This window comes from Marinicella gelatinilytica (assembly GCF_026410405.1).
Taxonomy (GTDB): Bacteria; Pseudomonadota; Gammaproteobacteria; order Xanthomonadales; family Marinicellaceae; genus Marinicella; species Marinicella gelatinilytica.
This window is the reverse complement of sequence record NZ_JAPMLN010000005.1, coordinates 129,726-153,418: the sequence shown is the minus strand read 5'-3', so window position 1 is coordinate 153,418 and position 23,693 is coordinate 129,726. Positions and strand designations below refer to the sequence as shown.

The 23,693-nt window shown below is 42.8% G+C and carries 22 protein-coding genes and 1 tRNA gene; 17 read left to right on the top strand and 6 right to left on the bottom strand.

The annotated features are described in order from the left end of the window. Window positions 1-20 precede the first annotated feature (20 nt). From OS173_RS04980 to OS173_RS04965, 4 genes are all read left to right on the top strand, one after another. Window positions 21-635 (top strand): hypothetical protein, encoded by a 615-nt coding sequence (locus OS173_RS04980; RefSeq protein WP_267183170.1) that lies wholly within the window; start codon window positions 21-23, stop codon window positions 633-635. 181 nt (window positions 636-816) lie between these two features. After that, window positions 817-2,454 (top strand): right-handed parallel beta-helix repeat-containing protein, encoded by a 1,638-nt coding sequence (locus OS173_RS04975; protein WP_267183169.1) that lies wholly within the window; start codon window positions 817-819, stop codon window positions 2,452-2,454. 43 nt (window positions 2,455-2,497) lie between these two features. Beyond that, a complete protein-coding gene (locus OS173_RS04970; RefSeq protein WP_267183168.1) occupies window positions 2,498-2,908 on the top strand; it encodes a hypothetical protein in 411 nt (136 codons plus the stop codon). Between the two features lie 399 nt (window positions 2,909-3,307). Next, window positions 3,308-3,745: a PA2169 family four-helix-bundle protein gene (locus OS173_RS04965; RefSeq protein WP_267183167.1), complete on the top strand. Its 438-nt coding sequence runs from the start codon at window positions 3,308-3,310 to the stop codon at window positions 3,743-3,745. 61 nt (window positions 3,746-3,806) lie between these two features. Here OS173_RS04965 and OS173_RS04960 read toward each other — a convergent pair whose 3' ends face one another. The 4 genes from OS173_RS04960 to OS173_RS04945 all read right to left on the bottom strand — a co-directional run bounded on the left by OS173_RS04960 (window position 3,807) and on the right by OS173_RS04945 (window position 8,820). Then, the gene (locus tag OS173_RS04960; RefSeq protein ID WP_267183166.1) at window positions 3,807-4,505 is read right to left on the bottom strand and encodes a M15 family metallopeptidase; all 699 of its coding nucleotides are present in this window, start codon (window positions 4,503-4,505) and stop codon (window positions 3,807-3,809) included. 232 nt (window positions 4,506-4,737) lie between these two features. Continuing rightward, window positions 4,738-7,188, bottom strand: a complete 2,451-nt coding sequence (locus tag OS173_RS04955; protein ID WP_267183165.1) for a TonB-dependent receptor plug domain-containing protein — start codon at window positions 7,186-7,188, stop codon at window positions 4,738-4,740. A gap of 35 nt (window positions 7,189-7,223) precedes the next feature. Beyond that, window positions 7,224-8,195 carry a FecR family protein gene (locus OS173_RS04950; protein ID WP_267183164.1) on the bottom strand — a complete coding sequence of 324 codons (972 nt, stop codon included), beginning with the start codon at window positions 8,193-8,195 and terminating at the stop codon, window positions 7,224-7,226. Further along, window positions 8,188-8,820 (bottom strand): RNA polymerase sigma factor, encoded by a 633-nt coding sequence (locus OS173_RS04945; protein ID WP_267183163.1) that lies wholly within the window; start codon window positions 8,818-8,820, stop codon window positions 8,188-8,190. The genes OS173_RS04950 and OS173_RS04945 overlap by 8 nt, the downstream gene beginning before the upstream one ends. Before the next feature lie 144 nt (window positions 8,821-8,964). On the opposite strand from OS173_RS04945, the gene OS173_RS04940 reads away from it, so the two are divergent. The 5 genes from OS173_RS04940 to OS173_RS04920 are packed head-to-tail and all read left to right on the top strand — an operon-like array spanning window position 8,965 to window position 13,169. After that, complete coding sequence (locus tag OS173_RS04940) at window positions 8,965-9,690, top strand: thermostable hemolysin (protein ID WP_267183162.1); 726 nt, start codon at window positions 8,965-8,967, stop codon at window positions 9,688-9,690. Continuing rightward, window positions 9,677-11,080, top strand: coding sequence for an AMP-binding protein (locus OS173_RS04935; RefSeq protein ID WP_267183161.1), 1,404 nt, complete (start codon window positions 9,677-9,679; stop codon window positions 11,078-11,080). The genes OS173_RS04940 and OS173_RS04935 overlap by 14 nt, the downstream gene beginning before the upstream one ends. Beyond that, the gene (locus OS173_RS04930; RefSeq protein WP_267183160.1) at window positions 11,040-11,720 is read left to right on the top strand and encodes a TenA family transcriptional regulator; all 681 of its coding nucleotides are present in this window, start codon (window positions 11,040-11,042) and stop codon (window positions 11,718-11,720) included. The genes OS173_RS04935 and OS173_RS04930 overlap by 41 nt, the downstream gene beginning before the upstream one ends. After that, window positions 11,717-12,541 carry an SDR family oxidoreductase gene (locus OS173_RS04925; protein ID WP_267183159.1) on the top strand — a complete coding sequence of 275 codons (825 nt, stop codon included), beginning with the start codon at window positions 11,717-11,719 and terminating at the stop codon, window positions 12,539-12,541. Before OS173_RS04930 ends, OS173_RS04925 begins: the two co-directional genes overlap by 4 nt. After that, complete coding sequence (locus tag OS173_RS04920) at window positions 12,531-13,169, top strand: tetratricopeptide repeat protein (protein WP_267183158.1); 639 nt, start codon at window positions 12,531-12,533, stop codon at window positions 13,167-13,169. Before OS173_RS04925 ends, OS173_RS04920 begins: the two co-directional genes overlap by 11 nt. A gap of 30 nt (window positions 13,170-13,199) precedes the next feature. Here OS173_RS04920 and OS173_RS04915 read toward each other — a convergent pair whose 3' ends face one another. After that, a complete protein-coding gene (locus OS173_RS04915) occupies window positions 13,200-15,098 on the bottom strand; it encodes an LTA synthase family protein (RefSeq protein ID WP_267183157.1) in 1,899 nt (632 codons plus the stop codon). A gap of 239 nt (window positions 15,099-15,337) precedes the next feature. Here OS173_RS04915 and yajC point away from each other — a divergent pair, with 239 nt between their 5' ends. From yajC to secF, 3 genes are read left to right on the top strand one after another with little or no spacing between them, the layout of a single operon-like run. Beyond that, complete coding sequence (gene yajC / locus OS173_RS04910) at window positions 15,338-15,667, top strand: preprotein translocase subunit YajC (protein ID WP_267183156.1); 330 nt, start codon at window positions 15,338-15,340, stop codon at window positions 15,665-15,667. Between the two features lie 9 nt (window positions 15,668-15,676). Continuing rightward, entirely contained in the window at window positions 15,677-17,524 is a 1,848-nt protein-coding gene (gene secD / locus OS173_RS04905; RefSeq protein ID WP_267183155.1) for a protein translocase subunit SecD, read from the top strand. An 11-nt stretch (window positions 17,525-17,535) separates the two neighbouring features. Continuing rightward, window positions 17,536-18,519 (top strand): protein translocase subunit SecF, encoded by a 984-nt coding sequence (secF, locus tag OS173_RS04900; protein WP_267183154.1) that lies wholly within the window; start codon window positions 17,536-17,538, stop codon window positions 18,517-18,519. A gap of 68 nt (window positions 18,520-18,587) precedes the next feature. Here secF and OS173_RS04895 read toward each other — a convergent pair whose 3' ends face one another. Further along, window positions 18,588-19,376 carry an inositol monophosphatase family protein gene (locus OS173_RS04895; RefSeq protein WP_267183153.1) on the bottom strand — a complete coding sequence of 263 codons (789 nt, stop codon included), beginning with the start codon at window positions 19,374-19,376 and terminating at the stop codon, window positions 18,588-18,590. A 63-nt stretch (window positions 19,377-19,439) separates the two neighbouring features. On the opposite strand from OS173_RS04895, the gene OS173_RS04890 reads away from it, so the two are divergent. The 5 genes from OS173_RS04890 to der all read left to right on the top strand — a co-directional run bounded on the left by OS173_RS04890 (window position 19,440) and on the right by der (window position 23,637). Then, entirely contained in the window at window positions 19,440-20,183 is a 744-nt protein-coding gene (locus OS173_RS04890; protein ID WP_267183152.1) for an RNA methyltransferase, read from the top strand. Between the two features lie 73 nt (window positions 20,184-20,256). Beyond that, a tRNA-Asn gene (locus tag OS173_RS04885) sits at window positions 20,257-20,332 on the top strand. Between the two features lie 139 nt (window positions 20,333-20,471). Next, window positions 20,472-21,107 carry a YfgM family protein gene (locus OS173_RS04880; RefSeq protein WP_267183151.1) on the top strand — a complete coding sequence of 212 codons (636 nt, stop codon included), beginning with the start codon at window positions 20,472-20,474 and terminating at the stop codon, window positions 21,105-21,107. Window positions 21,108-21,118: 11 nt separating this feature from the next. Continuing rightward, window positions 21,119-22,249, top strand: coding sequence for an outer membrane protein assembly factor BamB (bamB, locus tag OS173_RS04875; RefSeq protein WP_267183150.1), 1,131 nt, complete (start codon window positions 21,119-21,121; stop codon window positions 22,247-22,249). 11 nt (window positions 22,250-22,260) lie between these two features. Further along, window positions 22,261-23,637 carry a ribosome biogenesis GTPase Der gene (gene der, locus OS173_RS04870; protein ID WP_267183149.1) on the top strand — a complete coding sequence of 459 codons (1,377 nt, stop codon included), beginning with the start codon at window positions 22,261-22,263 and terminating at the stop codon, window positions 23,635-23,637. The last annotated feature ends 56 nt before the right edge of the window (window positions 23,638-23,693 follow it).

The window sequence follows — 23,693 nt, the reverse complement described above, 5'->3', positions numbered from 1 at the left end:
TACATATTTAAATGAAATTGATGAATCTTAAATTTAAATACTTCTTTTTTTGTTATGGTTTATTTCTGATACATTGTTCAGCCCACGCAAGTTTTGTCTTTGTGCCATTTGAACAGTTGTTGGCAGACGCAGAATTGGTTGTTAGCGGTACAATTATTGATAAAAAGTGCAGTGAGAAGAAATCCACGGGTTTAATATTTGAACAGAATCCAATTACGGGTGAATCCTATATTAAAGAAACGGTTGAATACGATGCATTCTTTACGGATTATGAATTACATGTTGATGAGATATTAAAAGGTGGTGTGGCCATCGATGTTATTCAAATTGAAGCCGGTGGTGGATGTGATGATGAGGGCTATTGTAGAAGATTGAGCACCGGTTATGAGCTCGAAGTGGGTGATCGCGTATTCATGTTATTAAAAAAAGATAAAGGTGGTGTGTTTTATGTTTCCGTTCAGGGAGGGAATACAGTTTATTATCTGACAGATAATAGTCAAATATACAACCATCATGATAATTTAGAGTATATTTATGGTCAGAGTTTTGATAGCAATCGTCGCCCGGTGCCTCAAAACCTAATAGAAATTAAAGAAATCATCAAGCAACAAGAGTACAAGGATTATCAAAAGTAGATTGAATTAAAATATTAAGACTGCCAGCTGAGTTTATTTGAATTCATCCAAAAAGTTCACCAAGCACGTGACCAAGCCATGAAATCAATGACATTGAGCACATTAATAATTTGTGAGGCGGGTCACAAGTCGGGTGCTATACTTCAATTAGATTGGGGTTTTACCCTGAAGGTTGAATGTTATGAAAAAAATCACCGTGCTTTGTCTTTTGATTGTGTCTGTTTCGGTTCCGGCCGAAGAATATTTTATTTCCCCGCAGGGTGATGATGCAAATCCCGGGACCATTAGTCAGCCATGGCGGACTATTTCTTATGGTCTGAATTCTGTCAGTGCCGGTGATACATTAACCTTACGGGGCGGTATTTATCGTTTAATAGAGGAAACCAATCGACCGAGTTACATCAACACACCGAATCTAACCTTACAAGGCCATGCCGGCGAAACAGTCGTACTTTTGGGCTCTTACAGCACTGGATCCGATACCTGGCAAGCGTATAACGCCAATGTCTGGCGCATTCCGGCGGATCAATTGAACAGCGATCCGAAAGGCATGTTTAATGGCAATCAGCGGATTGACCACCAAACTAATTTTGATAGTGGCCGTAATCATGATCATGTGGTCAATTTGCTTGAGCCCAATCACTGGACCAAAGCAGATATTAACGGCATTCAGTGTTTTGCGGATAATAGTGGCTGTTATATATACCTGTATCCGAAAGACGGTGAAATACCCAACAATGAAGTTTATGAACTATCGCAACGGGGTTTACCGAGGGTGGCCGGTAATGGCGATTATTTTACCTTGAGAAACCTCGAAATTTATTACACCCAAAGTAGTCCGATGTTCTTTGAAGGCGCCGACTTTGTGACTCTGGAGGACAATGTGTTTGGCCATATCTCTAATGGCAATGATAATTCTTATGCGGTGCGTATCTGGGACTCTGAAGGCAGTGTGGTGCGCAGAAACCGTATATTTGATTCGGTGTACTGGGGCGGTGTTTCAAACAGTAAGGGTGTGAGCTTTATGGTGACTAAGCCGGGTGCGCCCAATGTGGTTGAGTACAATGAAATTTATGCTATCCCGGGACGTTCAGCCGTCGGCACGAAAGGCGGCACATCCAATTTGATTGTTCGTTATAACTATATCCATGATGTTTATAACGCCTTTGAGCCGGGCAGTTTTCGCTGCATCTGGTCTTCTACCAATACCGATGGTTGTCAGGAAACAGATGCTGAATACCGACCGGCCGGTGATTGGCAAATATACGGTAATATTGTGACCAACACCGAAGTGGGTTTGCGCTTACCGGCCTATGATGAGGATAATGATAATAACTGGTTGTACAATAATGTTTTCTACAATGTTCAATCAGCCGTCAATATTGGCTGGGATGGTACCTTTGGCACTGTGATTGCGAATAATATTTTTATAAACAATGAAGTCGGTATTTATTTGCAAAGTGGCGGCACCACAACCACGGTGGATGATTACCTCGATCAGTTTAATTCACATCATAATTTATACTTTAATAACAGCCATGCGGATATTCATCTCAGACCCAATTGGGGTGGAAACTTTTACAGCGGCACACCGTACTTTTTGGCTCCCTTTCAAAACCAGTTTAACGAAACGGAATTACAGTCTATCAGCGTGGATCCACAATTTATCAATACCACAGATTTTTATCTTTCAGAAAACAGCCCGGCTGTAGATGCCGGTGACGGTGCGTTTTGGAATGTACCTGCTGTGCATATGGGCGCCCATCCGTTTACGGTGTTATCGGATGTGATATTTGTGGATGGTTTTGAGGTGCCGTGATCTGATAAAAGGTATCGTCATTAACATTGGTATGGAATAATCTATGGAAGTTGTCACTGTTGTCAAAGCTTTAGCAGTTTGGGTTATTATTGCGCTGCTGGCCATTATCAATGGTGGCGTACGCGAGTTTGCATTGGTTCCCATATTCGGCAAACGGACAGGTTTTATGGTAAGCGGGCTGTTGCTCTCTGTTTTAATTCTTGTTGTGACTTATATGACCTTACCCTGGTTAAATATCGACAACAGTGGTGTGTTGATCGGAGTTGGTTGTGGTTGGTTGCTTCTTACTCTGGTGTTCGAATTTTCATTTGGCCTGTTGCGGGGTGTCCCGTTAAAGGAAATTTTACAAGCCTACACCTTTAAGGGCGGTAATATATGGCCGATTGTGCTTTTGGTCACTGCTTTAGCGCCCTGGGTTTCGGCCTGGATGCGTGGTTGGCTGTCCGTTTTTTAGACGCATAAGCACTTTTTTAATTATGAAAGACCTATGTAATTATCTGAGTATCTATCTAAATTTACATTGGGTTAATGATAGTTTTACATTGATTTTACAATGAATGTTTAAACTGATAGGAAATCGATTAAAGACGATTAAAGGCCATTTAAAATAACTAAATACTAATTAACCCATGGTGCATTTGGAGTGATTTTTGGAAAATAAAGATGGTTTTACCTCCAAATAACGGTATGTCATTCCGACTAAGCGTAGCGCATGGAGGAATCTCCTCAATTTTGCGATTGATTTCTACCGTTGGGAGATATCTCCACTCGCTCCGCTCGGTCGATATGACAGTATTTGTTTTTATTCGCCCTAAATGCGCCACGGGTTAATTAATCTGAAGGAGAGTCCATTATGAATGATGATAAAAATATCGAAGTACTTCAAGACGTCACGGCAAAATTGATTGATAGTTGTGAAGGTTATCAAATGTGTGCAGACATTGTAGAAGATAATCAAACCCTGAAAAGTGAGTTTTTACAACGAAAAAATAGTCGTAATTTATTGGTTAAAGACTTTAACGCTAAGATCGCCAGTTTAGGTGGCGAGGTGAAAGATTCCGGATCTGCGGCCGGTGCTTTGCACAGAGGTTATACGAAGTTTATCAATGTCTTTAAAGATGATGAAGAAGCGGCTGTGGATGCCCTTGATGATGGTGAAGAATATCTCGCTGAGTTTATTGAGAAAAAGCGTAAACAAGACGGATTAACACCTGAAACGATCTTGTTATTGAATAAAGCCCATGCTTCGGCTTTAGAGGGAGAGCGTTTTGCTGACTTTTTAGATGATTGATAGTGTCTTTTAAACAGATACTTTATACGGCCGGATAATCGCGTTTGATTTTCCGGCTTTTTCATATGTGTTTTAAGTCAAAGCACCAGTGCCAAGGCTCAGCAATGATGCCATGGGGGTTATTTTCGGGATAACTTTCAAAAAAACCATAATCCGCGGCGTTGTCTTGTAACCAGGCATAGGCATCGGTGTCAGCGAAATCAGCTTCCAAAACCCGTGCTTCACCGTTGGTGGTGAGGTCTAAGGCACAACCGGTGTGGTGTTCACTGTGACCGGGTGGGGTATTAACTTTGAGGATATCAGCTAATTGTTGATCTTTATCCAATTTCTTTTGGATGAGTTCCGCTTGGTAGTTTAATGAGCGATAAGCCGATACTGGTGTTAACTGAATACCTTTTTTTTGAGCAGCTTGTTGCATGGCTTGCCATGCTTTGAGCGCTTTCGGGTGCAATTTAATTGGTCGTTGAAAGCAATCAACGCCGGCGTCCACAATTTGGGTGGCTGTTGGGTATTTAGGTGAATTTGTGGTTTTGGTATCGATGCCTAGTTTATGATTTAATTTCTGATATAAATCAGGGTAATTTAATTTTTCAGGTGTAACCTCAAAATGGTCGTTAACTTGCTCAAAGCCTAGGTTTTTTAGATAAAGTCGGGCATGGGGAAGATTCGTTTTTGCTTTGACGGTTTGGCTGTTAAGGGCTTTAATCAAGCCATAACCGGCTTCGCTGGCCACCCCCAAGTGTAAGGATTTGGGTTTCAAGATAATATTAAACCAATCATTATGAAAAAAAACTTTGCCTAGTAAGCTGTTATGGGTTTTGCTGCAGATGGACCAGCAGTTTTTGTGGGTAGGTTGCAGACTTAATCTGGGGGTTGTGATGGTAATCATTTACGCGAACTCTATTTTTATGATGATTTTAAACGGCAGGTCCCAGTCTGACAAGGCATACACCAAAATTGGTTTACTGCGATAAAATTTATATACAGTCATTTTACCACGATAAAGACAACTGAATATTTGGGATAATCGGCATGGCTGACTTGGTGGCGCTGATTAACTGGCTGTCCGCCATTGAATATTCGGTACAACAGGGGTTATTAATATCGAGCACATTTTGAATCTGAATAAGTAAGTCCCAACGGCCATAACTTTTTAACCAGTGGCGATTTAATTGTAAATCAAGCTGGAAAAAATCCGGCCATTGGCGGCTGTTTCTATCACTCACAGAAATGATGTCTTGTTGGTACAGCAATTCTGTTCGTGGCCAACCGCTGTGGTATTGAGCAGAGGTAGTTAATAGCCAATCTCCAATGGGCTGGCTGATACCGGTTTTTAAAGTGTGACGTTGTTGCCAACTGCGGTCAACCTTAAACTCATTAATTTCATCCCGAGTTTCGGCCAAGGTGTAACTGACGCTCCAATGGGTATTATTTAATTGACCGGCTAAGGTTAATTCAATACCACCGGCTTGGGCATCGCTGGGACTGATGCGTTGATAATCGGCGTACAGTTCGGGAATCAGGTGATAGTCGCTAAAAAGGTTTTCATAATAGGCCAGGGTACGAGAGTATTTTTTGTAGTAAGTTTCACCTCGAAGCAACCAGCCATTGGGTAGTCGCCGCCGGTAATCAATCACCATCAGGTCTGCCGAAGACGCCGCTTGATAACTGGGATTGTCGTCTGATAAAAGCAGCTCATCTAAGCGTTGGGCTTGTTGATGGCGACCAAGACCAAAGCGCCATTGGCTGATACTATCGGGTTGGTAAACCATGTTTAAGCGTGGACTGATGCCTTGATGCGGTAACCAGCGGGCTTGCTCATTATAGAGGCCTATATCAGTTACCCAGCGGTCATTGATTTGCCACCTCAGATTGATAAAATAAGACCAAAAAAGGCCATCGGTTTGACTTTGAAAATCCTGATTTTGGGTTGTCGGAGTGTTCAACAACTCAGCCCAATACGGGTTGTGTTGAACCATGCGTTGTGAATCGATGTCGGCTTCAGTATTTTGTACTGTCATACCTAAGTCAAGGTTAAACCAGGGCGCTAACCGCCATTGGTGCTGCCAACTGAGTTGTAGATACTTTGTTAATATATCTTCAGTTAAGGTACCTGTGGATAACTGATCACTAGTTTCACCTCGGCGTTGATCATGATGACGGCTGAAGGCCAGTTGCCAATTGGATTGATGGGCTTGCAGATTATCATATTGCCATTTAAACCAGACATACTGATCATGGTAAGCGGCTTTTGCTTGTTCATCACTTTGATTAACACTAAGTTCGTCTCGTGATACCAGAAAATGTTGGGAGCTCTGCCACTTAGGTGATGTTTGTTGGTTGAATTTAACATAAGCATCCTCAAATTCCGGGTGGATGTTGAGGTGTGATATCAAGTTTTGTTTTAGTAAATAACCGCCTGAACGCACCCCGACTAAACCATCTTTATAATCGTTTGACCACCATTGAGTATGACTGATGTCCAATAGTCCAACTTGGCTGATGCGGTCATAGTCTGTATTTCTTCGTTCACTGTCGACCGATATCACAGCACTTAAACGACCGCCATATTGAGCTGGAAAAACCCCGGCATAATGACTGACTGAGGTCGCCACATTGGGGTTAATGGTGGATAGCAGGGAGGCAAAGTCCTTAAAATGATAGGGACTGCGTAAAATCATGCCATCCAATTCAATCAGGGTTTCATTGAGTAAACCACCGCGAACATGACTGCGGCCATCAAGGCCGGCTGAGTTATGAGATGCCAAGCCTTGACCTGATTGTAATGGATCGTGATTAAAGGCATTAGGTTGCATTAAATCCGCGCCATCCATAACATAACCCGGCAGGTTGTTTTTATCAAAATACAATAAGCTGGTGGATACTTTTAGATCGCTTAAGGCCAAGGGTGCCGGGATTAATTCGAGGCGTTGAATAGGCTGCCTGAGGCTGTCTTCTGTGATGGTTTGAGTCAACGGTTCATATTTCGAGGCAAAAATATGCAGTATGCCGCTGGTGAGTTGTTGCTGAGACAGAATAATAACACCGTTTTTGGTGCTAAAAAGATGCCCTGCTGGGGTGGTGATTTGAAAAGATCGAATACTTGATTGATTGCTGCTATCTTGAGCTTTAAATAAAACTGGGTTGCTAATGACTTGGGAATGGCTTTGCAGAACCCATACATCTTGATCGATGGCATTGAGCTGCAGACCAATGTGGCTTAAATTATCTCGAAAGGCAGTGAAATTGACGTCCGGTAATAATAGGGTCTGTCGTAATTGCTGGTCAGTGACCTGGTCACTGCTAAAAAAAATGGCTTGACCATTGTCGTTAAAAATATCCACCCAACTGGCCACGGTTTTTGGGTTAGCCAGTCCTATTTGACTGGCAAGCAGCAATAACGGGAGCAGATATAAACGTGATATCGAACTGGGTTGTTTCAAAGGCTCAACGAAGCAATCTAATTGAAACCACTATGTTACTTGTCTTGATTAATAATTTGCAAGCGACCTTGGTCAATTTGATACTGATAGTCGGTGCTGGCAAATACCGTTTTTAATGCCATATCTACAGACATCTTGTCTATGGTGCCCTGTAACAAAACCCCTTGTGTGGCTTGTTGGTGCCCTTGCCAGTCAACCGCCAAGTCAGTATGCTGGCTTATCCAAACAACAAAATCATATAAAGATTGTCCTTTTAATGCATAGGGCTGCTGGGTTTTAAAAGTCCAGGACCACATGGGATGGTTATGCCCGGTAAACGTGTGCACTGATTCCACCCCGTCAGGGCTTATCGACATTAATTCATTACCTTTGACAGTGTGCTGTTTTTGTTGACGGCTGATATTGACCCGGCCGCTTTTAACGGCCACTTGTAAACGATTTGGTTGGTGCTTGACCACATACTGAGTGCCCACATGACTGACTGAACCGAGTTTGGTGCTAATCATAAAAGGTTCCGCAGATTGTGTGATATCGGTGTTGTGAAACAGTTGTCCTGTCAATAATTCAATCTGCTGGTCACTCTGCCAGACAATGCGGGCATCCGGTCCCTGGCGTAACTCACTACCGTCATTTAAATGCCATATCAGGTAGCCGTCAGACGAACTTGCGATAATATCACCGGGTTTTAGACTGACATCCGCTGTCATGGGTTGTGCTTTGTGTGAATCTTGCTCAAGCATAATGGTACCGTGAATATCGACTTGTTGGTACATGGCAGGTAATCCTTGAGAGCCATTATCAAAGTTTATAACCAAGACCAGGGCAAAGACAACAATGACAGAAGCTGCAACCGCTGCTGTCCAAGCAAAACGTTGTCGACGTTGTTTTTTGAGATTCTTCTGCCAATGCGCCATCACAGCCTGTTTAGTCGCTTGTTGTTTAGCCGCATCAGGCTCAGTGCGCTGTTTCAATTGTTTTAAAATAGTGTCGGCTTGCTCTTTATTCATATTCATACTCCCAGTTTGACGGGTAAAAATGGTCCAAACTGTCTGTTTTTAAAAGTGCTGTAAAAGCCTGTTGGAATGATTGTCGGGCTCTGGCCAGGGCAGATTGGATGGCAACCATGGTGGTATTGGCTCTCTCGGCCATTTCTGCGACACTGAGCTCATCAATATATTTCCAGGTAAGTAAATCGCCGTAATTGTTCGGAAGGTGATCAAGCACTTCTTCAATCAGCTGCTGTATTTGTTGATTGTGTAACTGCAATTCCGGTTGGGTTTCCTGGCCATCGGCAATGGTTAACAGCACCTTGCGGATTGATGGGTGTTCTGCCATCGGAACAACGTGTCGCCGACGTCGTTTTTGTTTACTGAAATGGGCATAAATAAAGCTGCGGGCAATTTGACACATCCAGGTGAATAAGGCGGCTTCAGCCCGATAATCTTTTAAATTATCTAACGCTTTACACAGGGTTTCCTGAGCCAGATCCATGGCTAAATCATGATCACCATCCACCCGGCCCAAGATAAAGCGAAACAGCTTGCTGTGGTAGCTATCAAAAAAAGTATTAAATGCCTGTGTTTGGCCTTTTAATAATTGTTTGACGAGTTGCTTATCCTGTTTATGTTGCATCACAAATGAGTTTATTTAACGATTGTTTAACGCTTAGAGTGAACGGCTCAGGAAAAACAATCGCGAACGATGAATTATTTTTTTGGTTATCGATTGATTGGCTCAGTCAGTGTGCTCTAAACACGAAAATACCCGTGAGTTTATATGACAAAGCCAATTTTAACTTCATTATATGCCTATTACCATGACATTGGCGAATACACCAATCAACAGTTTAAGCCGACTGACCCAAGTCTTAAATTAAATCAGCGCCGTACAAAAAAACCAAATTCACATCAAGCCCCCAGCACTTATGTACGATTAGTTTATACAAGTGAATCAGAGCGAAACATTATTGAGCAATTTATTCAGCGTCAATATAAGCAACATTTTAATGCTGACATTCATCATTTCTTTCCGATTTTAATCAGTGTCTATCAGCAATCAAATGATCAATTAATTGGTGCGGTTGGTCTGCGTTATGCTGATCAAGGGAGCTTGTTTTCAGAACAATATCTGAACAAACCGGCGGAACAGCTGCTGGCTCGATATGCCGGCCAAAAAGTGCCGCGCTCATCGGTGATTGAATTGGGTCACTTTGTCATTGTGAATCGTCGCTATTTAGCCCTGGTGGTGCGTGCCATTGCCAATTTTATTGGCCAGCTGCAGGCACAATGGACGGTCTATACCTTGTCTGAACCGATGGTTAAAGCAGTTAATAAATTATCTATTCCTACCCAATTTTTAGCTTCTGCCTGTGCGGATAAATTAATCGATAAGCAAAACCATTGGGGGCAATACTATCGTCATAAACCGGCGGTTTATTGTTCTCATACCATCACAGCCATTCAAGCCATTCATAACAAAAAGCTTAGCTATGAACGCCATTGATGAGATATTAACGCACAACCCCCATTGTGTGGCTATTCATGCTGATAACAGCTCTGATTGGCTGGCGGTTGATCAATGGGCAACAGACAATCAATTGGTGATTGTGCCGGTGCCGCACTTTTTTACGCCATCACAAATAGCCCATATGGTGAAACAGGCCGGTGTCGATTGTGTATTTTGTCAACATGACCTGACAACATTCTGGCAATCTTTAGGTTTTTATGAAGTGACTATTTATGGCGCACTGACAGTATTGACGAGAACCTTAGAACGGGCGGTTGGATTACCTACCGGTACCCATAAAATCACCTTTACATCCGGTTCAACGGCCGAACCGAAAGGGGTTTGTTTAAGTTTGTCTCATTTACAAACGGTGGGGCAATCATTGGCACAGGCCACCGAGCATCTGGGCTTAAAACGACATTTAAGTGTTCTGCCGTACAGTATTTTATTGGAAAACATGGCAGCAGTGTATGCCAACAGCTATACCAACATGGGGCAGGGCTTGAAGATTATTTCGCCTTCATTAGCACAGGTTGGCTTACAGGGCTCAGGTCAGTTTCAACCTGAAAAACTGGTTTCAGCCATGGTCGAGCATCAAGCTGATAGCCTAATTTTAATGCCCGCCATGCTTAAATCTTTGCTCAATTATCTAACCGAAAACCCAACTGATTTATCCTGGTTACGGTTTATGGCAGTGGGTGGTGCAGTATGTCCGCCGATGCTAATTGAGCAAGCGCACCGGATGGGCCTGCCAGTGTATCAAGGCTACGGTATCAGTGAATGTGGCTCAGTGATCTGTTTGAATAATGCCTTGAATTCGGCCGACTCTGTGGGCCGTCCATTAAATCATGCAGATATTAATTTGGATCAAGATAAGCAAATTATTTATTACGGACCACAGTTTTTAGCCTATTTGGGTGATGAGGATAAAGGGTCCGAATTGACTAAAAATCAAGCATATGCCACGGGTGATATCGGTACCATCGATAGCCAAGGTAAATTAACCATCCGAGGTCGATTAAGTCATCTTATTGTCAACGGCTTTGGTCGTAATATCTCACCGGAATGGTTGGAGGCTGAGCTGTTGGCTTTGACTGCCATTCAGCAAGTCATGGTGGTAGGTGATGGTCAAGCTTTTTTAACCGCCTTGTGCGTCACTGATTGTGATGGCGAAACCCTGAATCAATTGATTCAAGCCATCAATGAACAATTACCTGATTATGCTCGGTTACGGGCTGCGGTCAAGGTTCCACCTTTTACAGAGCTCGATGGTACCTTAACCGCCACCGGCAAATTAATCCGTTCTGAAATATATAAAAAACATGCAACTCAATTGGAGCAAATATATGACAACCAGCCAACCCCAATCTGCCAACATGCTTTCTAATTTCGCACTTCTATGCAGTCAAACTGAAGTTGAGAAAAATAAATTATGGCAATTACCTGTTATTGAACAAGCCTTGTCCGGTCGCCTCAAGCTGGAAACCTATGTGGCTTTTCTCAGCCGCGCCTATCACCATGTGAAACACACGGTGCCCTTACTGATGCAAGCCGGTGCACGCTTTTCAGATGAGGATGACTGGTTACGACGTGCCATGGCTGAGTATATTGAAGAAGAACTGGGTCATGAGGATTGGATTTTAAATGACATTAAAGCCTGCGGCGGTGATGCCGAGATGGTGCGAACATCAGCTCCCAGCTTTGCTGTTGAGGTGATGGTTAGTTATGCCTATGACAGTATCAATCGGTGTGATCCCTTGTGTTTTTTAGGTATGGTGCATGTCCTGGAAGGCACTTCGGTGGCTTTAGCAAGCCAAGTGGCTCAAAGTTTAAAAACGTCACTTAATCTGCCCAATAAGGCCTTTAGTTACTTAATTTCCCATGGCGATTTGGATCAAGGCCATCAACAATTTTTTGAAGGTTTAATTAATCGTTTGAGCGATGATCAATTGGCCGTTGTGGTTAACGCTAGCCAACGATTTTATCGTCTCTATCGACATATATTTGAGGAGTTGACGTTCGCATGAGCAAAAAAGGCAAACACCTTTGGGCACACTCAACGGTGCTGATAACCGGAGCCACCGGTGGTTTAGGGCAGGCTTTGGTCAAGCGACTCGACCAAGCCGGGGCACAGCTGATTGTGCATGGCAGAGATGAGTCGCTTGTAAAGCAATTAGTCGATAGCCTGGACAATCCTGCCGACTATGTCGTTGGTGATTTAACGACTACGGGTGTTTTGGCTGATATTCGGGTGGCGGCAGAAAAGACCAAAAATCGCCATCGTCTGTTAATTAATAATGCAGCGATTAATTTCCCGGGATTTCTCCATGCGCAAAGCGACCAGTCCATCGTGCAAACCATCGAAGTCAATTTGACTGTACCCATACTGCTCAGCCGACATCTGTTGTCTTGGCTGAGTGGCGGTGGTCAGGGACGTATCGTTAATATTGGTTCTTCGTTTGGTGGTATCGGTTATCCGGGGTTTAGCAGCTATTGTGCGACTAAATTTGGCTTGTTGGGTTTTTCCCAGGCTTTACACCGGGAATTACGGAGTGAGGGAATTCAGGTGCATTATTTAGCACCACGGGCGATGGATACCCGCATTAACAATACCACTGTCAAAGCCATGAATAAACAGTTAAAAAATGGCGAAGATAAGCCCCAAGCAATTGCTGATGTCATTATGCGTGCCATTGAGAAAAATCAACAACAACGTTTTTTGGGCTGGCCGGAAAAGTTTTTTGTCAAACTAAACAGCTTGTTTCCAGGCTTGGTCAGTCGTTCCATTAATCGGGATTTACCGATTATTCAGCAACACTTAAATCAGGAGAATTCCCATGAAATCTAGTCTAATTACCTTATGGCTGTTGCTCTCATCAGCAACTATGGCCGCCATGACAGATGAGGTTAAGCAGGTTCAATCACACTGGGCTGAGGTTAATTATATGGCCGATGGTGAGGCCAAAGAAAAGGCTTTTGAGAAGCTTGTCGAGCAAGCCAATCAAGCCGCCCTGGTTAACCATAATTTACCTGAAGCCTTGGTTTGGCAAGGTATTGTCTACTCATCGTATGCCGGTGCCAAAGGCGGGCTTGGGGCTTTGGGTTTGGCTAAAAAAGCCAAAAAAGCCTATGAAGCAGCCATTGATATGGATGGCTCAGTATTAGAAGGCAGTGCCTATACATCTTTGGGTGTTTTATATTTCAAAGTGCCTGGTTGGCCTTTGGGTTTTGGCAGCGATAAAAAAGCCGAGCAACACTTGCTCAAAGGCTTGGCATTGAATCCAAAAGGCATTGATGCCAATTATTTTTACGCCGAGTTTTTATATGAAGAAACGGATCGTTTAGATGATGCTTTCAACTATTTACAACAGGCAGAGCAAGCTGCGGATCGCCCGGATCGACCCAAAGCTGATGCCGGACGCCGTCAGGAAATAATGGTCTTAAAACAGCGTATTGAACAAGATCTGGCTGATTAACCAGTGTGAAAAAATCAGCTTTTTCACAACTTAAGGTAAGCGATAGGCCTGCTGATCATAAGCCCAGCTGGCAAACAGGGCATGGGCTAAGGGTAATTCAGTATCGGCTTGGTCTAACTGAATCCCTAAGTTGTCATTGATATTGGTGAAACTCAGATGTTGGGCATCAGGCCGCAAGATGGTGATAACATCATCGTTCATATAGGCTTGATTCTTACCGTATTGCATGATGGCTCGGCCGGGCATGGTTAATGGCTTTTGGGTTAAATCATAACCCGTCATCGGATTGGCAGATTCAATACCTAACAAGCTCATCAAAGTGGGCGCCAAATCGATTTGGCTCACCAGGCGATGATCTTTAAAGGGCTTAATGTCATCTGAAATAATCAGGCCGGGTATATGAAAATGAGGGACAGGTACCAATTGTGCGCCTTGCACCCTTGCATCATGATCTGCCACCACCATCACCACGGATGTCTTAAAAAAGCCGTTCTGTTCAAGTTTGTTAAGGAATTTATTGACCGCATAATCGGCATAACGTACGGCATTATTAACGGTTTGCGGTGGTTGTTCGTACAACTCAATTTTATTCTCCGGGAATTCAAAGGGTGTGTGGTTGCTGGAGGTGAAAATGAGGGTAAATTTGGGTTGGTCGCTGGGTCGATTCAAGTAATCAAAGGCTTGATTAAATAAATCTTCATCTGAGACCCCCCAATTACCCATAAACTCATAAGACTGGTAATCATTTTGATCGATAACGGTTTGAAAGCCATTACCTAAGAAAAATCCTCGCATGTTATCGAAGTGCGATTCACCGCCGTAAATAAAAGCGGTTTCATAACCTTCATCAGCCAATAGTTCAGCAATGGAAAAGAAATCCTGTTGAGCTTTGGGTAGTTTTAACACGGCTCTGGCTGGTGTTGGTAGAAAACCGGTGGTGATGGCTTCCAAGCCTCTGGCCGAGCGCGTCCCGGTGGCATATAAACGCTCAAACCACCAACTTTTTTCCGCCCATTGGTCTAAATGCCGGGTGACCGGGCGACCGCCCAAAGCCGAAACAAATTGCGCACCCAAACTCTCTTCCACCACAATAATCAGGTTTTTGTTGATTTTGGTTACGCTGGCAGGGGCTTTATGCAGGCTGGGAATTTGTTGGTTATTGAGTAATTTATCCGGGCCGATTTGATTCTGAATAATAGTCAGCATGTCATCGGTGGGCATGCTGCCGTAGATTTTAGCCGCGGAGGCTTCATGGCGCATCTGATAGACATCGTATAGTACCTGATAGAGCGAATTCAGCGGCAGGGTGTTGAGCATGCGATCCTGACTGAATGACACCATCGCCGGGTTTATGGGTCGGTGTTGTAAACCGGAACGAATACCCAATGCAAAAACCGGGATTAGCAACACTAAAAGGGACAAACCTGGCCAACAGATATGTGATTTGAGCGACCTATCTGTCTTAAATAAATGGTAGAAAAACCAAGTGACTAATCCGGTCAGACCTAAAATCAAAAGCGTTGACAGTAAATAACCATTAAACAGCATTCCCAAGACTTCTTTGGGGCTAACCAAATATTCGATAAATAAACGGTCCGGACGGGTGTCGTATTCCATGATAAAAGTGGGGGTGGCCAATTCAAAAAACACCAAAAGCACCAATGTCAGAGGATAATAATGCCGTACAAACCGACTAAAGAAACCACCTGAGGTATTAAACAACTGAATCCCCAATAAACATAACAGTGGAATTGAGGCCAACTGCAACAACAGACTGATGTCAATACGTAAACCACCCATTAAAATGGGCCCTAATTGACTGGCTGAAGACAGGCGATCATACTGCCACCAGGTCAGCATTATTCTTGAAAAAGACAGCAATAATAACCCCAGTAATAAATAAAGGGTGAGTTGTTTTAAGTGTCGCATTAAAAATGGATTGAGCATGGGCATAAAAATAAAACATTAAACGCCTTAGAGTCCATCAGTTGAATCAATCAATCGAAACTAACTTTATTCAGTCTCATAGGGATTAAAACAATTAAAAAATGGATTTAATTTCAGCCTAATATATGACAGAGACTTGAAAAAAAATCCACTGAGGCTTATATGAGATGCGGACGGTGCTATAATAGCGCGCTTTTAGTTTAACCAAACGAGATTTAACCATGAACTTTTTCATTTCTGATGCCATGGCCCAGTCAGGTGGCCAAGCCGGTAGTCCAATGACTTCATTTATTTTTATCGGTGTGTTCTTTGTGATTATGTATTTTATGCTGATCAGACCGCAGCAAAAACGTATGAAGACGCATAATGAAATGGTTTCTAATTTGGCCATTGGCGATGAAATCATCACCAATGGTGGCACTTTAGGTTCCGTGGTTAAATTAGATGATAACTTTATTACGGTTGAAATCGCGGCCAACACGCAGATTCATGTGCAACGAAATGCAGTTTCAAAAGTGTTGCCCAAAGGCACCATCAAATCAATTAAATAAGGATTTTTTATGAATCGATATCCACTGTGGAAATACATCTTGGTATTGGTGGTCGTGGCCTTGGGCAGTTTATATGCGTTGCCCAATATTTACGGCCAAAGCCCGATTGTACAAGTTAAGCCTGACGACCAAAGCGACTTACAGGTTGCCACCATTGACATCATCAAAGATACGTTGACTGAACGTCAAATTGGTTTTGATTCTGTTGTTGAAGATAATGGTTCTGCCATTGTCAAATTCAATGATTTGGATAATCAGCGTAAAGCGCAGGATGTGTTAAAGGAAGAATTGCCGGGATTTGATACCGCCATGAACTTAAAACCCAATGTTCCTGACTGGCTGGCTGCTTTAGGTGGTCGAGCCATGAACTTAGGACTGGACTTGCGGGGTGGTGTGCATTTCTTATTGGAAGTGGATATGAAAGAAGCGGCTGATAATAAAAAGAAGCAATTACGTTCTGATATTACAGCAAGTTTAATTAAAGAAAAAATTCCGAAAAAAGGTATCCGCTGGGATGGGAATCGATTATCCATAGAGTTTCGCGACGAAGCAACTGCAGATAAGGCGTTACAAAGTATTAAGCGTGATTTCAGTGAGTTAAGTTTTGAATTACAAACAAATAATGGTGAAGCGCAAATCACAGCCTTATTAACGGATCAATCGATTCGTGATATCAAAGAAAATGCTTTAACGCAAAACCTGACCACCTTACGTTCTCGGGTGAATGAAATCGGGGTGGCAGAACCGATTATTCAAAGACAAGGCGTAGACCGTATTGTGGTGCAATTACCGGGTATTCAGGACACCACCCGTGCCAAAAATATTTTAGATGCCACTGCGACCTTAGAATACCGTGCCACAGATATGGAAAATAATGCGGTGGCTGCACACCAATCGGGTCGAACGCCTATCGGTTCATCATTATTTTATGACCGTGATGGTCGCCCGGTGTTATTAAAAGACCGGGTCATTGTTACCGGCAATCAATTGGTGGATGCCAATGCCACCTTTGATCAACAATCCGGTAGCCAAGCGGTATCGGTACAGATTAACAGTGTCGGTGCTAAACGCATGTTGGAGTTTACCAAGAACAATGTGGGTAACAACATGGCAGTGGTCTTTAAAGAGCGCATTCCTTTAGGTAAAAACGAAGAAGGTGTGATGCAATACAAAAATAAAGAAGAAGTGATTAGTAATGCCCGTATTAATGGCGTTTTCTCAAATCGCTTTCAAACCACCGGTTTAGATCAAAAAGAAGCCACTGAACTGGCCTTATTATTACGCGCAGGTGCTCTGGCTGCACCGGTACAAATTGTTGAAGAGCGCACCATTGGACCGTCTTTGGGTCAAGATAACATCGATAAAGGTGTTAAATCTGTTCAGATTGGTTTGGTGCTGGTGGTGATCTTTATGCTGATTTATTACAAAATGTTTGGTGTCATTGCCAATATAGCTTTGACCATTAATGTGGTATTGATGGTGGCTTGTTTGTCCTTATTCGGGGCGACATTGACCTTGCCCGGTATTGCCGGCATTGTGTTAACTGTTGGTATGGCGGTGGATGCCAATGTTTTAATTTTCGAACGGATTAAAGAAGAGTTGCGAACAGGCTCTTCGATTCAAAGCAGTATTAAATCCGGTTACGATAAAGCTTTTTCCACCATTGCTGATGCCAATGTCACAACGTTGATTGCAGCCGTGGTATTGTTTGCTTTTGGTACCGGTCCCATAAAAGGATTTGCCGTGACTTTGTCGATTGGTATTTTGACTTCGATGTTTACCGCAATCATCGTTTCCAGAGCCATCGTTAATTTAATATACGGGCGTCAGAAACGTCTTAAATCCATCGCCATTTAAGGGAGCTGATAATGAATATTTTTGGAGATACAAACTACGACATCACCGGCAAAAAGAAAATTGCCATGGTGTTTTCGTCCATCATGATTGTTATTGCTATCGTGGCCATTGTTATCAAAGGTTTTAATTTTGGACTTGATTTCACCGGTGGTACGGTGATTGTGGTGCATTATGAAGAAGCCGTTGAATTAGAAGACGTGAGAACCCAGTTAAGTGATGCCGGTTATGCGGATGCGGTGGTCAAGAATTTTGGTTCCAGTCGTGACATTGAAATTACTTTGCCGCCGATAGAGGAAACCACTGACATGGCTGTTGAAGTGACAGAAAACGACAATCCACAAACCGGCACTGATGAAGCTAAACTCAGTAATATAATTTTAGAAGTATTACAGCAGCATGACGCCAGCGCCCGAATTTCAAAGGCTGACTTTGTCGGTTCACAAGTGGGTGATGAGTTGGTTGAAAAGGGTTCTTTGGCTTTATTGTATGCAATCTTTGGTATTTTAGTGTATGTGACCATTCGTTTTGAATGGCGATTCTCATTAGGTGCCATTGTTGCTTTGGTGCATGATGTCATTATTACCGCCGGGGTGTTTGCCATCTGGCAAGTGGAATTTGATTTGACTGTGTTGGCGGCATTGTTGGCTGTGATAGGGTATTCCCTGAATGACACCATTGTGGTATTCGATCGCATACGGGAAAACTTTTTATCCGGCCGTAAAGCAGAAACAGAAGCCATTATTAATACCTCGATTAACCAGACTTTATCACGTACTGTGGTGACTTCATTTACCACCATGTTGGTGTTGTTTGCCTTGTATATTTTTGGTGGTGACTTGATTAATTCTTTTGCTTTCGCGTTGATTATCGGCGTGGTTATTGGAACGTATTCGTCTATATTTGTGGCATCCACAGCGACATTGGCTTTAGGTGTCAGTCGTGAAGATTTAATTCCGGTGGCCAAAGAAGGTGGAAATTTAGACCACATTCCATAATAGCTTTCAAATGAACATAAAAAAACCCAAGCTTAGACTTGGGTTTTTTTGTGCTTATTTTATTGCTTCTATCTTTGAAAACCCGGACTGATGTGTTTGCTAAGTTGTGCAGATAGTTTAAGATTGGTGGCAATCAGTTGTCCACTTTTTTGACTGTCCTGCTTACAGTTAAAATCAACACATTGACCGCCGGCCTCGGTCATGAATAGTTCGCCAATCATGGTGGTAATAGCGGGTGCCTGTGGTTGCCAGTATGCGTCTAAACGACCCGCTGCCACCCAAGTCAGGTCTAATATGTCGCAACCCAACATGCGGCAACCGGCCACTTGTTTATTAATATTTCTGAGCGCCAATCCATGGGCTGTGGCCAATGTTTCATTGTCAGGCAGATTAGTGGCAACAATGGCGGCCGCCATTTCTTTGTGTTGGTCGATGCGCAAGCGCTTATTGTCCAGAAAAGCCCCTTTGCCACGGGTGGCGGTGAAGCAGTCACCTGTCAGCGGTTGAAAAACCATGACGTGTTTTAGTTTATTTTGCTCTGTCATTACCAAGCCTATGGCACAATGCGGAATATCATAAAGTAAATTAGCGGTACCTGCTAAAGGCTGAATGTACCAAGTACGGTCACCTTTATCATCAGCCGTTAATACACTGTCTTCAGTGCGAATAACGTCATCAGGATAGGCCCGTTTAAGGGTATAAAATATATCATTTAAACTAACCTCAACAGCTTTATCAATAAAACCATTTTGTAGTTTCTTTTGGACGGACAGTAACTCATTTTGAAAGATGAGTTGTTCAATGGATTTTGACGCTTTCAAAGCGGCTTTATGAGCAATATTAAGTTCCGGAGACATGTTATTGATGTTACGAGGGCAAGCGCGTATGATAGCAAAATTCATCGCAAAAGACATCTGTTCATGCACAGACTGAAACAAATTAACATGGTGCTGATAGGTACCACACATCCTGGGAATATTGGCGCCTCTGCCAGAGCGCTTAAGGTGATGGGTTTAAGTCGCTTGTCATTAGTCAATCCGGAAACGCATCCTTCGCCGGAAGCACGCGCACGCGCATCCGGTGCCGATGATGTGTTATCAGAGGCAGTGATGAGTGACACCCTGGATAAGGCGATACATGATGCTCAGTGGGTGTTTGGTACCAGTTCACGCAGTCGTGGCATGGATATTCCTATGCTAAATATGCGTCAAGCAGCCAAAAAAATGATTGAGGCAGCTGCTAACGGCGATCAGGTGGCGATGTTGTTCGGTAAAGAGCGTTATGGTTTAACCAATGAAGAAATGCAACGTTGTCATTTTTTGGTTAAATACCCGGCTAATCCTGATTACCCTTCATTAAATTTAGCGGCAGCAGTACAATTGGCGGCTTATGAATTGCGTATGCAAGCGAAAATGACAAACGATGATGGTGATTCTGCAAACTATGAATCACACGATAATAATCGCTGTAATCATGAAAAAATGAGTGGTTTCTATCAACACTTATTTGAAACCATGTCTGATTTGGATTTTCTAAATTCGGCTAATTATGCTTCTATGACCGAAAAATTCCGCATGATGTTTAATCGAATGGGTGTTGAGAAACATGAAATGGATATGCTGCGTGGTTTTTTAAGTGCCATTAACAAGAAGCTAAAAAAATGACCATATTAGACTTGACACTCGTCTTGTTAAGGGTAAAATGCCCAGTTCTTGTTGAGGCAAGAATTATGACTCTTCCCCGGTAGCTCAGTTGGTAGAGCGGGTGACTGTTAATCACTAGGTCGGCGGTTCAAGCCCGTCCCGGGGAGCCAAATTATGAAAAAGTCGCACAGGTTGCGACTTTTTTTTTGCTTATTAATTATGTGTTTGCAGGCTTTGCGTGGGTGTAATTTAATCACTTATCAGGTAAAATAACCTGCTTTTATCAAATCCATTTGACAGGAAAAGACTATGGCTCTTGAAGAATATGATGATTACGAACAAGAACAAATCATCAAAGATTGGTTGCGCCAAAACTGGTTCACCATTTTTGCGGGTATTGCATTAGGCATCGGTGGTTTATGGGGTTATGCCAAATGGCAAAATACACAAGCTGAACAAAACCAAGCAGCTGCTATGGAGTATCAACAATTGGTGTCCGTGCTTGAAACAAAGTCACCAAGCGAGGCAGCGGATGCATTGGCACAGTATGATGAGAAATATTCTGCTAATTATTACGCCATGAAAGCGCATATGACCTTGGCCGATCGATGGTTAGCTGAAGATCAAGTTGATCAAGCCATTAAAGAATACCAGTTTGTTCTTGACGCCAAAGCCGGTAAACCCATTGCAGAAATGGTGCGTTTACGTTTGGCTCGATTATATGTTGCCAATGAAAACTATGATGCCGCGCGGGAACAACTCGCGATGGTTCAATCAGGTGCTTACAAAACGGTTGTAGAAGAAATTAAAGGTGATATTTTTGTGGCAGAAAATACCCCGGATAAAGCCCAAGATTCCTACCAGTTGGCTTTACTCAGTGGTGAAGGTTATTCCGGTAAAGCCTTACTTGAAATGAAGCTTGCTGATATTAAAGTTAGCGAGTAAATGAGGTGTATATGCGACTGATACTATTTATTTTAATCCTGTTTTTAACAGCTTGTGGCTCAAAAAAAGATGAGATAAAACCCAACGAATTAACTGATTTTACAGAGACGGGTTCTTTCAAGCTATTATGGCAGAAGAAATTAAAATCATCAAAAGATGCTTATGGCTATCAGCTCCGTCCTGCACCCCTCAATAAAGCACTATTTACGGCTGATGTAAATGGTGGCGTTTACCGTTATGGTGCTGATAATGGCCAGTTAGATTGGAAAACAAATGTTGATCATGTTATCAGTGCCGGCCCCGGTGTCAGTGACACCTTAGTGGTGGTCGCCGGGCCAGATGGCCAGGTCACTGCATTAGATGCGGATTCGGGTTCAACAATATGGCAGAAACAAGTCAGTTCCGAAGTACTGAGCCCTCCGGTTATTGATCGTAATCGCGTCATTGTTCGTTCGATGGATGGACGTATTTATGGATTAAATATCAGCAATGGTGAGCGTCAATGGCTTTATAGTAGTGAAGTCCCTAATTTAACCTTACGAGGTACCGGCACCCCATTATCAAAAGGTGGTCGCTTATATGTGGGTTTAGATGGCGGCGATGTGGTGGCACTTAATATTTTAGATGGCCAAGTGATGTGGCAACAAAATGTGGTCAATAACCAAGGTAAAACTGAAATTGATCGACTGTCTGATATTGATGGTGACATGGGCGTGGTGGCCACAGATTTGTACGTCAGCAGTGCCGCGAATAAAACCTTGGCAGTGGCCACAGAATCAGGTCAATTATTATGGCGTAATAACCATGGCAGCAATACCGGAGTGACAGTGTCACGACGCTTTATTTACTTGGCTGATAATGAATCCATAGTTCGTCAAATCGATCGTTCCAATGGGGAACTGGGTTGGGTGATTGAAGATTTTAAAAATAGAGAACTCAGTCGTCCGGCCTTCTATCTGGGTGATTTGTTGATTACTGATTTTGCAGGCTATGTTCATGTCATTGATGCATTTACCGGTAAAATGCTCAATCGTAAACAGTTTGGTAAGAGTGGTTTTTATGGTGCCCCGGTTGTTGATGGAAACACCATCTATACTTATAATAAAGATGGCACGTTAAGTGCTTTCCGCTACAGCGAATAACCTACAGTTATATGTCAGCTGTCATCACCATCGTCGGCCGCCCTAATGTGGGGAAATCGATGCTTTTTAATACCCTGACTGATACCCGTGATGCCTTGGTGGCTGATTTGCCTGGACTCACACGTGATCGTCAGTATGGTGAGATTAGCTTACAAGATATCACTGCTACGTTGGTTGATACCGGCGGTATGCTGGGTGATGAGGGTGAGCTCACCGAACTCATGGATGATCAAATCATGCAAGCGGTTGAAGAAGCCGATTTGCTGTTATTTGTGGTCAGCGCCAAAGATGGTCTGTTGGGTGATGATGAAGCAATTCTTAATCGCATCAGATCCTTAGGTAAGCCAATTTGGGTATTGGTTAATAAATCAGAAAATAAAGATCCCGATATGGCTTTGGCTGATTTTTATCAATTAGGAATCGAGACCATGCATGCCATGAGTACCGCTCATCGCAGAGGTATAGCTGAATTAAAAGAGAAGTTAACTGGTTTTTTAAAACAACAAAATAAACAATCTGAAACCACAACTGATTTTGGTCCTGGTTTGGCGATTATAGGGCGCCCGAATGTCGGTAAATCCACATTGGTTAATCGTTTATTAGGGGAAAATCGGGTGTTGGCTTATGATTTGCCGGGTACCACCCGTGACAGCATACATCTGCCGTTAGTTTGGGAAGACAATCGATATACTTTAATTGATACTGCCGGTGTCAGACGACGATCTAAAATTGGCGAAGGTATTGAAAAGTTTAGTATTATCAAAACCATTGACGCCATCAAGCACGCACAAGTTTGTTTATTATTAATTGATGCCACTGAGAGTATCACTGATCAAGATATGCATTTAATCGGATTGGCTGTGTATCACGCTAAACCTGTGTTATTGGTCATAAATAAGTGGGATCATTTAAGTGAGGATCATAAGCAGCAGGTAAAAAGTCGGCTAAATCATAAATTACAAGCTTTTCAATGGTTACCACGGGTTTATACCTCCGCATTACATGGTTCTGGTTTGCGCCATGTTATGGAACGGGTGGCATTGTTATTAGAGCGCGCCAATATGGAGTTGACTGCTAACCAGCTCACCAATGTGCTGAATGAAGCATATAAAGCCCACCAGCCGCCATTGGTCCAAGGTCTTAGTTCCCAGTTAAAATATGCCCATCCCGGTGGTCACCACCCAATGCGAATTATCATTCATGGTAAACGTGTGGATAAATTGCCTGACTCTTATAAGCGTTATTTAGAAAATACATTTCGTGACGCTTTTGATTTAAAAGGCATTCCTTTGGTCCTTCAATTCAAAGCTGGACGCAATCCTTTTGCTGATAAAACCAAAAAGAAATCAGAATTTCCTTCAAGACGTAGTAACAAACACCCAAAATAGCGCTTTAAACTGTTAATTTTTCTTGGTGATGCTAAAATGCGCATGTTTTTTAGCCA

Bases quoted from the DNA above. Each gene is read 5' to 3' on its own strand.
- OS173_RS04940 (WP_267183162.1), top strand. From the start codon at position 8,965: ATGACAAAGCCAATTTTAACTTCATTATATGCCTATTACCATGACATT.
- OS173_RS04895 (WP_267183153.1), bottom strand. From the start codon at position 19,376: ATGTCTCCGGAACTTAATATTGCTCATAAAGCCGCTTTGAAAGCGTCA.
- OS173_RS04970 (WP_267183168.1), top strand. From the start codon at position 2,498: ATGGAAGTTGTCACTGTTGTCAAAGCTTTAGCAGTTTGGGTTATTATT.
- OS173_RS04915 (WP_267183157.1), bottom strand. From the start codon at position 15,098: ATGCGACACTTAAAACAACTCACCCTTTATTTATTACTGGGGTTATTA.
- OS173_RS04945 (WP_267183163.1), bottom strand. From the start codon at position 8,820: ATGCAACATAAACAGGATAAGCAACTCGTCAAACAATTATTAAAAGGC.
- OS173_RS04890 (WP_267183152.1), top strand. From the start codon at position 19,440: ATGCACAGACTGAAACAAATTAACATGGTGCTGATAGGTACCACACAT.
- OS173_RS04880 (WP_267183151.1), top strand. From the start codon at position 20,472: ATGGCTCTTGAAGAATATGATGATTACGAACAAGAACAAATCATCAAA.
- der (WP_267183149.1), top strand. From the start codon at position 22,261: ATGTCAGCTGTCATCACCATCGTCGGCCGCCCTAATGTGGGGAAATCG.
- secD (WP_267183155.1), top strand. From the start codon at position 15,677: ATGAATCGATATCCACTGTGGAAATACATCTTGGTATTGGTGGTCGTG.
- OS173_RS04950 (WP_267183164.1), bottom strand. From the start codon at position 8,195: ATGAATAAAGAGCAAGCCGACACTATTTTAAAACAATTGAAACAGCGC.
- OS173_RS04975 (WP_267183169.1), top strand. From the start codon at position 817: ATGAAAAAAATCACCGTGCTTTGTCTTTTGATTGTGTCTGTTTCGGTT.
- OS173_RS04965 (WP_267183167.1), top strand. From the start codon at position 3,308: ATGAATGATGATAAAAATATCGAAGTACTTCAAGACGTCACGGCAAAA.
- bamB (WP_267183150.1), top strand. From the start codon at position 21,119: ATGCGACTGATACTATTTATTTTAATCCTGTTTTTAACAGCTTGTGGC.
- OS173_RS04920 (WP_267183158.1), top strand. From the start codon at position 12,531: ATGAAATCTAGTCTAATTACCTTATGGCTGTTGCTCTCATCAGCAACT.
- OS173_RS04930 (WP_267183160.1), top strand. From the start codon at position 11,040: ATGACAACCAGCCAACCCCAATCTGCCAACATGCTTTCTAATTTCGCA.
- secF (WP_267183154.1), top strand. From the start codon at position 17,536: ATGAATATTTTTGGAGATACAAACTACGACATCACCGGCAAAAAGAAA.
- OS173_RS04925 (WP_267183159.1), top strand. From the start codon at position 11,717: ATGAGCAAAAAAGGCAAACACCTTTGGGCACACTCAACGGTGCTGATA.
- OS173_RS04935 (WP_267183161.1), top strand. From the start codon at position 9,677: ATGAACGCCATTGATGAGATATTAACGCACAACCCCCATTGTGTGGCT.
- yajC (WP_267183156.1), top strand. From the start codon at position 15,338: ATGAACTTTTTCATTTCTGATGCCATGGCCCAGTCAGGTGGCCAAGCC.
- OS173_RS04980 (WP_267183170.1), top strand. From the start codon at position 21: ATGAATCTTAAATTTAAATACTTCTTTTTTTGTTATGGTTTATTTCTG.